The sequence below is a fragment of the uncultured Parasphingopyxis sp. genome (assembly GCF_937129435.1).
Classification (GTDB): domain Bacteria; phylum Pseudomonadota; class Alphaproteobacteria; order Sphingomonadales; family Sphingomonadaceae; genus Parasphingopyxis.
Genome location: NZ_CAKZNF010000024.1, coordinates 24764 through 39753 on the forward strand (window position 1 = coordinate 24764; position 14990 = coordinate 39753).

Here is a 14990-nt window from a genome sequence, read left to right on the forward strand (position 1 = left end):
AAGCGAAGACCATGGCACAGGGTAAGAACGAAGAGATCATCACCGTCCTCGATATCGGGACATCGAAGATCTGCGCGATGATCGTGCGCAATCCCGATGGCGGCGATTTGCAGGTGCTCGGCACCGGGCAGCGCGAGAGCAAGGGCGTGCAGCGCGGCTATATCGCCGACATGGAAGAAACAGAGTCGGCGATCCGCGCCGCGGTCGAACAGGCCGAGCGGATTGCCGGCATGAATATCGAGCGCGCCTGGGTCGGCTTTTCGGCCGGCGGGCTCAAGAGCAAGGTCGAGACGATGGATGCCGATCTCGGCGGCCATCGGATCGAGGCGGCGCATATCCGCGACCTGCACCTTGCCGGGCTGCGCGCCATCGACCCCGAGGGGATGGAGCTGCTGCACGCGCATCCCACGCTGTATACGATCGACGGGCTGGGCGGGGTGAAGAACCCGCTCGGGCTTCATGCCGACCAGCTCGCGGTCGACATCCACGCGGTGCTGACCGAGCGCTCGCCGCTCAGGAATCTCGATCATTGTGTTCGCAGCGCCTATCTCGGCGTCGACGGCATTGTCGCTTCGCCGGTCGCGACGGGCCATGCCTGCCTGACGGCGGAGGAGCGCGAGCTTGGGGTTGCGCTCGTCGAGCTCGGCGCCGGCGTGACCAACGTCTCGCTGTTCGCCGGCGGGATGCTCGTCGGGCTGACTTCGATCCCCTTCGGCGCGAGCGACATCACCGATGCCATTGCCACCGAATTCGGGATGCGGCGCGCGCAGGCGGAACGGATCAAATGCTTCCACGGCTCGGCGACGACGAGCCCGCGCGACAATCACGACATGATCGATATCGCACCCGCCATGGCCGAAGAGGGCGCCGACCAGCCGCGGATCAGCCGCGCCCAGCTGATCACCGTCATTCGCGACCGGCTCGACTTTCTGATGGGTGAGGTCGGCACCGCGCTCGATGCCATGGGCTTCACCGGGCCGGTCGGCCGGCAGGTCGTGCTGACCGGAGGCGGGGCGGAGCTGAAGGGCGTTGCCGACTATGCGCAGGGCGCGCTGGGGCGGACGGTTCGCACGGGCCGTCCGGCGCCGTTGCCGGGCCTTCCGGAGGCGCATTCGGGACCGGCCTTCGCGACATTGTGCGGCCTGGCCCGCTTCTCCGCCGAAGGGCCGGCGGACCTGCGCGTCATGCAGAGCCAGGCGCAACTCGTGATCCAGTCCGAAGGCGGCAGCATGTGGTCGGGCTGGGCGGAACTGTGGCGGCGCTTCGTCGCTGCGTTCAGGAGTGAGTATTGAGCGATGAAGCGAGGAATATCCACGAGTCGCTGCGCATTAGGGGTAGCCCCTGCGAGTCACACTGTTGTAAGATTTTCTTAAGCCTAGGGCCGGAGCCGGAAAACCAAGGGGAGTCAGGCGCATGAGCATCGAATTTACGAGGACCGAAGTGAACGAACTGAGACCCAAGATCGCCGTCATCGGCGTCGGCGGCGCGGGCGGCAACGCCATCGCCAATATGATCGAAGCCGAAGTGCAGGGGGTCGAGTTCCTGGTCGCCAATACCGATGCCCAGGCGCTCAACAATTCCGACGCCGCGACGCGGATCCAGCTCGGTCCGAAGATCACCGAAGGGCTGGGCGCCGGTTCGCGTCCCGAAATCGGCCGCGCCGCCGCCGAGGAAACGCTCGCCGCGATCGACGATGCGCTCGAAGGTTGTCACATGTGCTTCATCGCTGCCGGCATGGGCGGCGGCACGGGCACCGGCGCGGCGCCGGTGATCGCGGAAGCCGCGCGCAAGAAGGGCATCCTGACCGTCGGCGTGGTGACCAAGCCGTTCAGCTTCGAAGGATCGCGCCGCGGCAAGGCTGCCGATGCCGGCATCGAGGAGCTGCAGAAGCATGTCGACACGCTCATCGTCATCCCCAACCAGAACCTGTTCCTGATCGCCAACCCCGACACCACCTTCAAGGACGCCTTCAAGATGGCGGACGAGGTGCTGCAGCAGGGCGTTCGCGGGATCACCGACCTGATGGTCATGCCGGGCCTCATCAACCTCGACTTCGCCGACGTCCGTTCGGTGATGGAGGAAATGGGCAAGGCGATGATGGGCACCGGCGAGGCCGAGGGCGACGACCGTGCGCGCGAAGCCGCCGAACAGGCGATCGCCAACCCGCTGCTCGACGGCGTGTCGATGCAAGGCGCCAAGGGCGTCATCATCTCGATCACCGGCGGCGAGGATATGCGCCTGATGGAGGTCGACGAAGCGGCGAACCACATCAAGGAACTCGTCGATCCCGACGCGAACATCATCTGGGGTTCGGCATTCAACAACGATCTCGAAGGCAAGCTGCGCGTGTCTGTCGTCGCGACGGGCATCGAGGCCGATGCGAGCGAGGCCGCGCGGCCCGAACCGGCCCGCGTCTTCACCTTCCCGTCGGCGCGCGACACCGCCGAGGGCGACGTTGCGGCGGACGAAAAGCCCGCCGAGGCCGCGCCGATCGCCAAAGACGACACGCCCGAAGAGGCAGAGGCGCCGGCTGCCAGCGACACTCCTGACGAAGCCCCGGCCATTGCTGCGGAAAGCGATACCGACGTCGCTGCCGCCGAAACGCCGGAGCCGAGTCCCGGCGTGACGACGCCCGAACCCGAGCCCGCTCCGGTGCGGATGTTCGACGATACCGCCGGTATCACGCCCTCCGATCGCCCGCGTGCTGCGCCACGCCCGTCGTTCACCGTCCGGGCTCGTGACGACGAACCGCGCACCGTAAGCAGCGCCGATGCCGCGAAGCCGGCGGCCGCGGCCCCGACGAGCACCGAGGACGACGAACTGCTTCTGGGCAGCGATGCGATCGTCCCCGAAGAAAAGCCTGCCGGTGCGACGAAATGGGCGCCGGCCGAGGAGGCGAAGACCGAAGAGGCCAAGCCTGCCCGCTCCGGCGGCACGCTGTTCGAGCGGATGTCGAACATCGCGCGCGGCGCGGCCAAGGTCGACGACGGCAAGAAGGCTGCGAGCGGCGGCGACCGTTCGTCGAGTGGCAAGGATTCGCTCGACATCCCGACCTTCCTCAACCGTCAGAACAATCAATAGGATAAGGTTTCCTCGGGCTTCCGAGGGTCGCAGGAAGGGCGCCTGCCGCAAAACGCGGCGGCGCCCTTTTTCTTTGCTGCGGAGAGACCACCCACAATCGTTACAATCAGACGAGCAGTGGCGACTCGTCGACCGGGCGCGTCGCTCTGCCGCGCGGGGCCTCCCGGTTCATGGTGCGTTTGGCGCAAAGCATCGCTAAGAATGTCATAATGTACCCTGTCAGGCGATTCCCTTCCCTTCGTTTCGCATTGCTGCCCCTGCTAATGGCGGGGACGGCGGCACCGCTTCATGCGCAGCAGAGCGCCGCCTTTCCGTTCATGAATCAGGGCGGGACGCCGCCCTCTTCGCGGCTGGCGGCAGCACTCAACCAGCTCGCCGACAATCCCAACAACGTCGAAGCGCTGATCGGCGCGGGGCGCGCGGCGCTGGCGCTCGGCGACGCGCAGGCAGCCGTCGGCTTCTTCGTTCGCGCGAACGATCTCAGCCCCCGCAACGGGCGGGTGAAGGCGGGGCTTGGCGGTGCGCTCGTGCGCTTGGAGCGGCCGCTGCAGGCGATGCAACGTTTCCGCGAAGCGGAACAATTTGGCGTGCCCCTGATCGAATATGTCGCCGATCGAGGCTTTGCTTACGATCTTCTCGGCCAGCCCGAACGCGCCCAGGCCGATTACCGGATGGCGCTCGAACGCGGCAACGATCCGGAAATCGTCCGGCGGCTGGCGCTCAGCCTCGCCATTTCGGGCAATCGCGACGAGGCGCTGCAATTGCTCGAGCCGCAGCTGCGCGAGCAGACCGTGGTCGCCTGGCGAACCCGCGCCTTCGTCATCGGCCTCACCGGCGATGTGCGCGAGGCGGTCGAGGCCGCATCCACGATCATGCCGCGCCGCGAGCTTGAGATCCTGACGCCTTATCTCGGCCAACTCGCCGGGCTGAGCGACGCCGGCAAGGCGCAAGCCGTACATTTCGGTACCTTCCCGACGAGCGGAACAGGGCCCCGCTACGCGCTGTCCGATTTCCCCGAACTGGCGGCGGCGAACACACCGGGTGCAGGGCTGGTTCCGCAGGGCGAAGCGTTCGGCCCACAGGCAGGAGCCGAGCAAACGCGTGTCGATCGCCGCGAGGAGCGCCGTCGCGCCCGCCAGCAGGCGCGAGAAGAACGCCGAGCCCAGCGCGCCAACCGCTCCCGCCGCCGCCCCGGCGGGTCGCAGCCGACCGAAATCGCACAGGCACCGGCACCGGCGCCTGTTCCCGCACCACCGCCTCCACCTCCACCACCTCCACCACCACCACCACCACCGCCGCCGCCACCGCCGCCGGCACCCGTCCCGGTGCCGCCCCCACCGTCGCCTCCAGCCCCGGCGCCTGTACCTGTCCCCCCGCCGCCGTCCCCGGCGCCCGCTCAAAGCGCGCCGGTTGCGACCGCCGCGACCGATCCGCGTCCCGGTTTCTCGGCAGCGCCCGTCCCTTCGACGGGCAGTTCGTCCTCCGCAGCGGACTCGGGCACGCTTTCATCGACGCGCTTCTCGCTCGCCGATTTGCGTTCCGAGCTGCAGCAGCGTGCCCAGCGCGAAGTCCGTTCCGGAACGGTCGCGACGACACCGTCCGCCGGGGCTTCCGCGCCACCTTCTTCTTCGCCGCCCGCCGAACGGCCTGAATCCATTCTGCCTTCGGCGCTGGCAAGCGCTCCGCTGCCGCCCGCGCCCGCACCCGTGCAGGCGGCCCCGGCACCACCGCCGCCGCCTCCGGCCGGTCCGACGCCCGAAGACATCGCCGCCCATCCGGCACGCCATTGGGTCCAGATCGCGACCGGCCCCACGATGGACGGTATGCGCTTCACCTATCGCCAATATGCGCGCGCCAACGCGGCCTTTCAGGGACGCGAAGGCTGGACGACGCCGCTTGGCCGGACCAACCGGCTGCTCGTCGGTCCGTTCGTGAGCGGCAGGGATGCCGACAGTTTCGTGGCCGCGCTGCGTGCCAACAACATCGACTCCTATCGCTGGCGCAGCGAGGCCGGGCAGGAGATTGCGCGGCTCTACGAGGCCGGGCAGTCCCCCCAGCCGACGGCGGAGGCGATGGCGCGGCCGGCGGGTGCAACGGCGGCCGAGGAAGCAGCGCCGGAGCCTGCTGCCGCCAGCCACCCTGCACGGCAATGGGCGCAGGTTGCGATCGGGCAGGATGTCAGCGCGCTCCGCTTTACCTATCGCCAGTTCACGCGCGCCGCGCCGCAGGCGTTCGAAGGCAAGACCGGCTGGTTCACGCCGCTCAATCAGACCAACAGGCTCCTCGTCGGCCCGTTCGACAATCGCGCCGCTGCGCAGGCGTTCCTGGATGCGGCGCGCGATGAAGGCGATATCCAGGGGCTGCTGTTCCGCAGTTCGGAAGGCCAGGAAGTCGAGCGGCTAAGTCCGAGATAGATTGTCAGAATTTTCCTGACGGAAAGTCGCCGCACCGGCCCTCTCCCCCTCCCGGCCTCCCACGAGCGTACACTGAATGGGAGGCCGGGTGGGGGAGAGGGCTGGTGCGGCGCCATGGCGATAGCCAAGGTCTCACAAATCAAGCCGGTCCGTCTCTCGTCCGTCCCCCTGTTCCCGTCTCCGCTCAACTCCCCTAGAGCCGGTCTCATGCCGCTCGCGCCATATGCCTCCGATCCCGCCGAGACGCGCGGCCGCCTGTACGATGAGCAGCGCGGAGAAACGCGGGGGCCGCGCGACGCCTTTCAGCGCGATCGCGACAGGATCATCCACTCGGTCGCCTTTCGGCGGCTGCGCGGCAAGACGCAGGTTTTCGTCGCGCCCGATGGCGATCATTTCCGGGTTCGGCTGACGCACAGCCTCGAGGTCGCACAGATCGGCCGGACGATTGCGCGCGCTCTCGGGCTCAACGAAGACCTGACCGAGGCGCTGTGCCTCGCGCACGATATCGGCCATCCGCCCTTCGGCCATGCCGGGGAGGACGCGCTGGAGGTTGCGCTCGCCGATCGCGGCGGGTTCGACCACAATGCCCAGACGCTGCGGATGCTCACGCGTCTCGAGCGGCGTTACCCTCGTTTCGACGGGTTGAACCTGAGCTGGGAAACGCTGGAAGGGCTGGCCAAGCATAACGGCCCCGTCGCCAATCCGCCTTGGGCGCTGGCCGAAGTCGATGCCGAATTTCCGCTCGATCTCAAGAGCTTCGCAAGCCTCGAAGCGCAGGTGGCGGCACTGGCCGACGATATCGCTTATGACAATCACGATATCGACGATGGCCTGCGCGCCGGGCTCCTCGATCTCGATGCGCTGATGGCGCTGCCGGAAATCGCGGACTTGTGGCGGCGGGCGGAAAGGCGTTTCCCCAATGCCCCGCGCGCGGTGCTCGCCTCCGAACTGATCCGCGAGCAGATCGGACTGATGGTCAACGACATGATCGGGGAGACGGAGCGGAACATAGCGGCGGCGGAAGTTGACGATGTTGCCGCGGTGCGCGCAGCGGATCGGGCGCTCGCCGCCTTTTCTCCGCCGATGGCGCGTCACGAACGCGCGCTCAAGCGCTTCCTCTACGACCATATGTACAACCATCCGCTGCAGGAGGAGGTCGCTTCGGCCGCGCGCGATATCGTGGCGCGACTTTTCGCCGCCTATCATGCCGATCCGGCGCTGATGCCGGCGGACTGGCGGCAAGCGCTGCCCGAAAGCGAGCCCGGCCGTTCGCGCCATATCGCCGATTTTATCGCCGGAATGACCGATCGTTACGCGATCGCGCAATATCGTGCGGCGGTCGGCTCGATCGAACTCCCCGAGGGGTTCTGACGCCACGGCCAGCCAATAGGCCGTTCAGCGCCGGTTGTGGTAAGGGCCTCAATATCGTCGCGTTTCCGCAGTGGAAGGTCGCCAATCCATGCCCAACAGCGTCATCGCGGTAAATCGCTTCGGTCTCGGCGGACGCCCGGATGACCGGCTGCCGGGCGATCCCGAGCGTTGGCTGCTCGATCAGTTCGCCCGCTACGACCCCGTCTCCGCTCCGATTGCCGCCGCCCCCCGGCATCGCGACGTCATGCGTTATTTCGGCGAAAGCACCGGCGAATTTCTGGTCGAGAGCGAGAGGATTCGCGAGATCAATCTCGCTGCGCGGGACGGCGAGGCCATGCCCGCCATGGACGACCGGCGTGCCGAAATGCGCCGCGCCATGCTTCGTCAGGGCCGCGATTTTCACGAGGCGCATATCGCCGCTCGCGTCGCATCCGCGCTGACCAGCACGACGCCCTTTATCGAGCGGCTCGTCCATTTTTGGGCCAACCATTTTGCGGTCTCGATCGATAAGCGCGAAACGCTCGGCTATGCCGGTCTGCTCGAGTTCGACGCGATCCGGCCGCATGTGCTCGGCCGGTTCGAGGATATGTTGCTGGCCGTCGAACAGCATCCGGCGATGCTGCTCTATCTCGACCAGACGACCTCGATCGGCCCGGCTTCGGAGTTCGGCGCCCGCCTCGGCAACCGCCCTCGCCGGACGCTCGGCCTCAACGAGAACCTCGCGCGCGAAGTTCTCGAACTGCACACGCTCGGCGTCGACGGCGGTTACGATCAGACCGACGTCACGGAGTTCGCCCGGGCGCTCACCGGCTGGACGGTCAACGGCCTGATGCGGCAGCGCTATATCACGCGCTTCCTCTCGCCCGACGCCGCCCCCGGCAGCTTCGCCTTCGCGCCCGAATTGCACGAACCGGGCGTGCGGCGGATCATGGGACAGAGCTACGACCAGGCCGATGCGGCGCAGGCGCGCGCCGTGTTACGCGATCTGGCGCGCCACCCGTCGACGGCCCGTCATCTCGCGACCAAGCTCGCCCGCCATTTCGCCGGAGACGAACCACCGCCCGCGCTGATCGACCGGCTCGCGTCGGCCTATCGTTCGATCGATGGCGACCTTTCCGCCGTCTATCGCGCGCTGATCGCATCGCCCGAAGCCTGGGTCGAGCAGCCGGTGAAGTTCAAGACGCCCTGGGAATGGCAGGTCTCGGCCTCGCGCGCGCTCGGGCAGGATGCTTTGCCCGATACCAATGTGACGCGGCTGTTCACCCAGCTCGGCCAGCCGGTATGGGAATCGGGCTCGCCCGCCGGATATGACGATCTGGCGGGGCCATGGGCCGTGCCCGATGCGCTTGTCCGCCGTGTCGAGCGGGCCGGAGCGATGGTGCGCGCGGCGGCGGACGGGCGCGACCCTCGCCAGCTGGCTGAAGCCTTGTTCGCCGACCGGCTGAGCACCGCCACAGCCCAGACGATCGCGCAGGCCGAGAGCAACGGGCAGGGGCTCGCGCTGCTGCTCGTTTCGCCGGAATTTCAACGGAGATGAGCATGATCGACAGGCGCCGTTTCCTCTCCCATTCGATCGCCGGCGGTGCGACGCTGGCCTTCGCGCCGCAACTCGCCTGGGCGCGCGCGGAGACCGATCGAAAGCTGGTCGTGATCGTGCAGCGCGGCGCTGCCGACGGTCTTGCGACCGTGATCCCGGCGGGCGATCCGCAATTTGCCTCGCAGCGGCGCATCTTCGCCGAAGAGGCCGATGCCGCGCTGCCGCTCGATGGAATGTTCAGGCTCCACCCCGCGCTCGAACGGCTCAAGACTTTCTATGATGGCGGCGAGGCGCTGTTCGCACACGCCGTCGCCTCACCCTATCGCGAGCGATCGCATTTCGACGGGCAGAATGTTCTGGAAACCGGCGGTGCCGAACCGTTCGAACTGCGCGATGGCTGGCTCAACCGGCTGCTGACGTTGTTGCCGGGCAGGGACAGCCGGGCGCTCGCGCTTGCCGTCACGGTGCCGCTGATCCTGCGCGGCGACAATCGGGTCGGCAACTATGCGCCCTCGGTGCTGCCCGATGCCAATGAGGATCTGCTGATGCGCGTCGGGCGGCTCTACGATGCCGATCCGGAACTGCATGCGTTGTGGAACGCGGCGATGGATACCGAAGCGCGGGCCGGGGAAACCGCCGCACGGCGCAGCAATCCGGCGTCGCTCGGCGCGCTCGCCGCGCGCCTGATGACGGGAGCGGATGGCGCGCGGATCGTGACGATCGACACCGATGGCTGGGACACCCATGCCAACCAGACCGGCCGGCTGCGGCGCGAACTGACCGGCCTCAACGCGATGATCGGCGCGCTGCGCGACGGGCTGGGGGACGAATGGCGCGACACGCTCGTCGTCGTCGCGACCGAGTTCGGGCGGACGGTGGCGCCGAACGGAACGGGCGGCACCGATCACGGGACCGGATCGGCGGCGATGCTGCTGGGCGGAACGGTCGTGGGCGGGCGCGTCCATGCCGACTGGCCCGGCCTTGCGACGGCGCAGCTATACGAGGGCCGCGATTTGCGGCCGACACTTTCGATGGATGCGCTAGTGGCCGGTGCGGTCGCGGCGCATTTCGGCATCGAACCGCAGCGCGCAGCGCGGGTCTTGTTCCCGGACACCAATGCGCGGCCGATCGAGGGGCTGGTGCGGGCCTAGCGCCATATCGACGATGGGCCCGCTCGCGATCACGCCGCTTCAATTGCGCGCCGCAATGGCCTATGCGCCCGGCTCGCTCGAACCAGCAACGGAAATGCCATTATAGTGACCATCTACGCCCAATTTGCCGCGCATATCGACGCGATTCTCGACAGGCTCGAAAGCGAGGGCACGATTCCGGCCGGGATCGATCGCCGCAATGTCGCGGTCGAGCCGCCGCGCGATGCGTCGCATGGCGACCTGGCGACCAATGCGGCGATGGTGCTCGCCAAGCCGGCAGGGATGAACCCGCGCGAACTGTCGATGAAGATCGCGCCGCTGCTCGCGCGCACGGGCGGCGTTGCCGGGACCGATGTCGCCGGGCCGGGCTTCATCAACATCCGGCTCGATCCGGACGCCTGGCGCGACGAACTGCGCGCCATTGCCGATGCCGGCGACGCCTATGGCCGGTCGGATATGGGGGCGGGCAAGACGGTGAACGTCGAATATGTGTCGGCCAACCCGACCGGGCCGATGCATATGGGCCATTGTCGCGGCGCGGTGGTCGGCGATGCGCTGGCGAATCTGCTCGAATATGCCGGGCATAAGGTGATCCGCGAATATTATGTCAACGATGCGGGCGGACAGGTCGATTTCCTCGCCCGGTCGGCGCATCTGCGCTACCGCGAGGCGCTGGGCGAGGATATCGGCGAGATTCCCGAAGGGCTCTATCCGGGCGACTATCTGGTGCCGGTGGGGCAGGCGCTCGCAGAAAAGCTCGGCGATGCCCATGCCGACGCGCCTGAGGAGGAGTGGCTTGCGCTGTTCCGGGCCGAGGCCGTCGCGGCGATGATGGACCTGATCCGCGCCGATCTCGCGCTGCTCGGCATCCATCACGACGTGTTCGCGTCGGAAGCCGATGTCGTTGCCGCGGGCAAGCCCGAAGCCGCCGAGGCCGAGCTGCGCGGGCGCGACCTGATCTATGACGGCGTGCTCGAGGCGCCCAAGGGCAAGGCGCCGCCCGAGGACTGGGAGCCGGTCGAGCTGCCGCTGTTCCGCTCGACGAAGTTCGGCGACGACCAGGACCGGCCGATCCGCAAGTCGAACGGCGCCTGGACCTATTTCGGCAACGACCTCGCCTATCATTTCCAAAAGGCGGAAACCGCCGACATGCTGATCGACATCTGGGGCGCCGACCATGCGGGGACGGTGAAGCGGATCAAGGCGGCGGTCGCGGCACTGACCGAGGGCAAGACCGAATTCGACGTCAAGCTCGTCCAGATGGTCCGGCTGCTGCGCGACGGCGAGCCGGTGAAGATGTCGAAACGGTCGGGCAGCTTCGTGACGCTTGCCGAAGTAGTGCAGGAAGTCGGCAAGGACGTCGTCCGTTTCACCATGCTGACGCGCAAGGCCGATGCGCAGATGGACTTCGATTTCGCCAAGGTCGTCGAAGCCTCGAAGGACAACCCCGTTTTCTACGTCCAATACGCGCATGCCCGCATCCGCTCGGTGCACCGCAAGGCGGCCGCCGAGGGGATCGAGCCGGGCGGCGCGGACCTGTCGCTGCTCGATGGCGAGGAGCTGGCGCTGGTGCGGCTGGCGGCGCAGTTTCCGCGGATCGTGGAAGCCGCGGCCAAGGCGCATGAGCCGCACCGGATCGCCTTTTATCTCAATGATCTTGCAGCGGAATTCCATGCGCTCTGGAATCGCGGCAACGACGTTCCGGAAAAGCGGCTCCTGCTCCCCGATAACGCGCCCTTAACCAAGGCGCGGCTAGCCTTGGCGGACGCGATTGGACAGATTATCCGTAACGGCCTGGCGATCATGGGAGTCGAGGCCGTCGAGGAGATGGAATGATGACCGAGGATACATGGGACCAGCCCGGCAACGCAGGCGAGGACCGCCTGCCCTGGCTCGAAGCGGTCGAGGAAGACGATGAGGACGGCATCGGCCTGGGCAAGCTGATCGCGGGGATTCTCGCCGCCTTGCTCCTGATCGCCGTGGTCATCGGCGGTATCTTCTGGCTCCGCTCGAACAGCGGCAATGACGGCGACGGCGCCGAACTGATCGCCGCGCCCGAAGAAGATTATCGCGTCGCGCCGAGCGAGGCCGGCGGCATGGAAGTCGAAGGCGAGGGCGATGCCGCCTTCGCCGCGAGCGAGGGCGAGAGCCCCGAAGGCCGGATCGATCCCGGCGCCGCGCCCGAAGCCCCGGTCGAAGGCCGTCGCATCGAGCGCTCCGAACAGGCGCGCCGTCCGGCCGCCGAGGGCGACGGCGATGGCGAGGCCAGTGCGCGCATTCCCGCCACCAACCGCCGCCTCGCCGAATCCGCGCCGCAAAGCGGTAGCGAGAGCAGCTCGTCCGGCAGCGTGTCCGCATCGAGCGGCCGGCTGATCCAGCTCGGCGCCTTCTCGTCCGAAGCGGCGGCGAACCAAGCCTGGTCGCAAATTCGCGGGTCGAACAGCGCGCTCGGCTCGCTCAACCGCTCGGTCACGACGGTGCAGGCCGGAGGACGCACGCTCTATCGCCTGCGCGCCGCCGCAAGCTCGCCCGACGCCGCACGGCAGATTTGCGCAACTCTGCGCAGCGCCGGTCAGGCGTGCAGCGTGGTGGTGAATTAGGGCCGCATTATTTCGTCATTGCGAGCGTAGCGAAGCAATCCAGGGCCAAGCAGCATATCGCTTGCGGCTCTGGATTGCCGCGTCGCCTTCGGCTCCTCGCAATGACGCACCGCCAAAGGGCTCAAAGCCTTCCCAACCCTGCGCCCTTCGCCTAACCCGCGCGCATGAAACCCGTGATTTTCGGTTGCGAGGGGCCGTGCCTCACCGATGACGAGCGCGCCTTTTTCAAGGATGCCGAGCCCGCGGGCTACATCCTGTTCGCGCGCAACGTCGAGGATCGCGAACAGCTCCGCGCGCTGACCGATTCGCTACGTGAAATCGCCGGTCGTGACGATCTGCCGATCCTGATCGATCAGGAAGGCGGCCGCGTTGCCCGGATGAAACCGCCGGTCTGGCCTGAATTCCCGGCCTGGGGCGTGTTCGACAAACTCTACGACGTTGCGCCGATGTCGGCGATCGAGGCGGCGCGGTGCAATGCGCACGCGATCGGGTTGACGCTGGCCGAGGTCGGCGTGACCGTCGACTGCCTGCCGCTCCTCGACGTGCGCCAGCCGGGCGCGAGCGACGTGATCGGCGACCGCGCGCTGGGCAGCGAGCCGATGCGGGTGGCGGCGCTCGGCCGGGCCGTGCTCGACGGACTCGCGCTTGCCGGGATCGCCGGGATCATGAAGCACATCCCCGGCCATGGCCGCGCGATGGTCGACACGCACAAGGACCTGCCCCGCGTCACGGCGAGCGCCGGGGAGCTGGAAAGCGATATCGAGCCGTTCGCCAAATTGTCGAACACCAGAATGGCGATGACCGCGCATATCGTGTTCGAGGCGTGGGATCCGGACCGCTGCGCCACCTTGTCGCCGATCGTGATCGAGAAGGTCATCCGCGAAAGGATCGGTTTCGACGGCCTGCTCTTCTCCGACGATCTCGACATGAAGGCGCTGAGGGGCGACCGGGCCGGACTGGCGGCCAAGGTGGTCGAGGCCGGTTGCGACATCGCGCTCAATTGCTGGGCGCGAATGGACGAGATGATCGCGACCGTCGAACGGCTTCCCGATATCGCCGAAAAATCCCGCAAACGCCTCGAAACCGCGATGGAAGGCATCCGGCCGGACTCACAGGCGGGCGACCTTCAAGAATTGATCGCCAAGCGGGATGCTTTACTCTCCCACGCATGAACGACCTGTCGATCGAGAATTTCGAGGACGCGCCCGAAATCGCCGAAAGCCAGCGGCTGACGCTGGATATCGACGGCTGGGAAGGCCCGCTCGACCTGCTGCTGAGCCTCGCCCGCTCGCAAAAGGTAGACTTGCGCGAAATCTCGATCCTCGCGCTGGTCGAGCAATATCTCGCCTTCATCAACGATGCGAAAGCGCTGAAGCTCGAAATCGCGGCCGATTATCTCGTGATGGCGGCGTGGCTCGCCTATCTCAAAAGCTGCCTCCTCCTGCCGCGCGAAGAGCAGGAGGACCCGAGCCCCGAGGAACTGGCGCTGCGGCTCCAGCTTCGCCTGCAGCGGCTGAACGCGATGCGCGAGGCCGGCGCCCGGCTGATGGCGCGCAACCGGATCGGCCGCGACGTCTTCCTGCGCGGTGCGCCCGAAGGCCTGCGCGTCATCCGCAAGAGCCAGTGGCAGGCCGATTTTTACGACCTGATTTCCGCCTATGGCCAGATCAAGGCGCGGACCGAGCCTGCCGTCCATGTCATCGCCCACCGCCCGGTGATGACGCTGGAAGATGCGCTGGTGCGGCTCGAACGGATGATCGGCACCGTGCCGGGCTGGTCGACGCTCAAGAGCTTCATGCCCGAGAGCGCCGATGGCGGCTATCGCAAGTCGGCGCTCGCCTCGAGCTTCGTCGCCGCGCTCGAACTGGCCCGGATGGGCAAGGCGCAGCTGCGGCAGGAAGAGGCGTTCGAAGACCTGATGGTCCGCGCGGCGTGACGGACGAACCCAACGACGCCATCCGCGCCGTCGAGGCGGCGCTGTTCGCGGCTGAGGACGCGCTGACGCTCAACGACATCCAGCAGGCGGTCGGCCCCGATATCGAGGTCAAGGCCGCGCTCGAAACACTGGCCGAACATTATGCCGGTCGCGGCATCCATCTCGTCGAGCGCGGCAAGCGCTGGCATTTCGAAACCGCGCCCGATCTCGCCCATATCCTGCGCCGCGAGCGCGAGGAACCTCGCAAACTGAGCCGCGCGGCGACCGAGACGCTCGCCATCATCGCCTATCACGAACCGGTCAGCCGGGCCGAGATCGAAGCCATTCGCGGGGTGCAGATTTCCAAGGGTACGCTCGACGTATTGATGGAGGCGGGCTGGATTCGCCCCGCCGGCCGGCGAGAAACGCCGGGAAGACCGTTAATTTACGCAACTACCCCTGTTTTTCTCCAGCATTTCGGGTTAGAGCATCGGCGCGACCTACCCGGTCTTGATGATCTCAAAGCTGCCGGGCTGCTCGATCCCGTGGATGAGGCGTTCGAATCGCTCGAACTGGAATCCGCCGAAGGGGACGACTAACTAGGCTGCGGATAAGGAGAAATTTTCAATGGCTATAGGTCCGTGGCAAATTGTGCTGATCGTTCTGCTCGTCGTCCTGTTTTTCGGGCGCGGCCGGATTTCCGAAATGATGGGCGATCTCGCCAAAGGCATCACCAGCTTCAAGAAGGGGCTGCGCGAGGATGAGGAAACGACGCGTTCGGACGGCAGCGAGCCGCCGCGTATCGCGCCGCAACCCGCTCCGCCGGCGCCCGATTCCGCCGAAACGCGGACGGAAGACCGTCAGGCCAGCTGATTTCGGCTGAACCGGCGAGGGGGTGAAGCGATCGGCGACGGTCGCCCT

12 protein-coding genes are annotated in these 14990 nt (G+C 67.1%); all 12 read left to right on the forward strand.

Going from position 1 to position 14990, the window contains the following annotated elements; genetic code table 11:
* The first annotated feature begins 11 nt into the window (after nt 1–11).
* Complete coding sequence (gene ftsA, locus Q0139_RS04490) at nt 12–1292, forward strand: cell division protein FtsA (RefSeq protein ID WP_298018102.1); 1281 nt, start codon at nt 12–14, stop codon at nt 1290–1292.
* A gap of 121 nt (nt 1293–1413) precedes the next feature.
* Nucleotides 1414–3081: a cell division protein FtsZ gene (gene ftsZ, locus Q0139_RS04495; RefSeq protein ID WP_298018104.1), complete on the forward strand. Its 1668-nt coding sequence runs from the start codon at nt 1414–1416 to the stop codon at nt 3079–3081.
* Nucleotides 3082–3344: 263 nt separating this feature from the next.
* Entirely contained in the window at nt 3345–5495 is a 2151-nt protein-coding gene (locus Q0139_RS04500) for a tetratricopeptide repeat protein (protein ID WP_298018108.1), read from the forward strand.
* Between the two features lie 207 nt (nt 5496–5702).
* On the forward strand, nt 5703–6866 hold the full coding sequence (locus Q0139_RS04505; protein ID WP_298018111.1) for a deoxyguanosinetriphosphate triphosphohydrolase: 1164 nt from the start codon (nt 5703–5705) through the stop codon (nt 6864–6866).
* 88 nt (nt 6867–6954) lie between these two features.
* Entirely contained in the window at nt 6955–8403 is a 1449-nt protein-coding gene (locus Q0139_RS04510) for a DUF1800 domain-containing protein (RefSeq protein WP_298018114.1), read from the forward strand.
* Nucleotides 8404–8405: 2 nt separating this feature from the next.
* Nucleotides 8406–9554 (forward strand): DUF1501 domain-containing protein, encoded by a 1149-nt coding sequence (locus Q0139_RS04515; RefSeq protein WP_298018117.1) that lies wholly within the window; start codon nt 8406–8408, stop codon nt 9552–9554.
* A gap of 105 nt (nt 9555–9659) precedes the next feature.
* Nucleotides 9660–11390, forward strand: a complete 1731-nt coding sequence (gene argS, locus Q0139_RS04520) for an arginine--tRNA ligase (protein WP_298018120.1) — start codon at nt 9660–9662, stop codon at nt 11388–11390.
* On the forward strand, nt 11390–12154 hold the full coding sequence (locus Q0139_RS04525; RefSeq protein WP_298018123.1) for an SPOR domain-containing protein: 765 nt from the start codon (nt 11390–11392) through the stop codon (nt 12152–12154). The genes argS and Q0139_RS04525 overlap by 1 nt, the downstream gene beginning before the upstream one ends.
* A gap of 164 nt (nt 12155–12318) precedes the next feature.
* Nucleotides 12319–13326 (forward strand): beta-N-acetylhexosaminidase, encoded by a 1008-nt coding sequence (gene nagZ / locus Q0139_RS04530; RefSeq protein WP_298018126.1) that lies wholly within the window; start codon nt 12319–12321, stop codon nt 13324–13326.
* Nucleotides 13323–14090, forward strand: coding sequence for a ScpA family protein (locus tag Q0139_RS04535; protein ID WP_298018129.1), 768 nt, complete (start codon nt 13323–13325; stop codon nt 14088–14090). Before nagZ ends, Q0139_RS04535 begins: the two co-directional genes overlap by 4 nt.
* Entirely contained in the window at nt 14087–14668 is a 582-nt protein-coding gene (scpB, locus tag Q0139_RS04540; RefSeq protein WP_298018132.1) for an SMC-Scp complex subunit ScpB, read from the forward strand. Before Q0139_RS04535 ends, scpB begins: the two co-directional genes overlap by 4 nt.
* 28 nt (nt 14669–14696) lie before the next feature.
* Nucleotides 14697–14942: a twin-arginine translocase TatA/TatE family subunit gene (locus tag Q0139_RS04545; protein WP_298018135.1), complete on the forward strand. Its 246-nt coding sequence runs from the start codon at nt 14697–14699 to the stop codon at nt 14940–14942.
* Nucleotides 14943–14990: the final 48 nt, after the last annotated feature.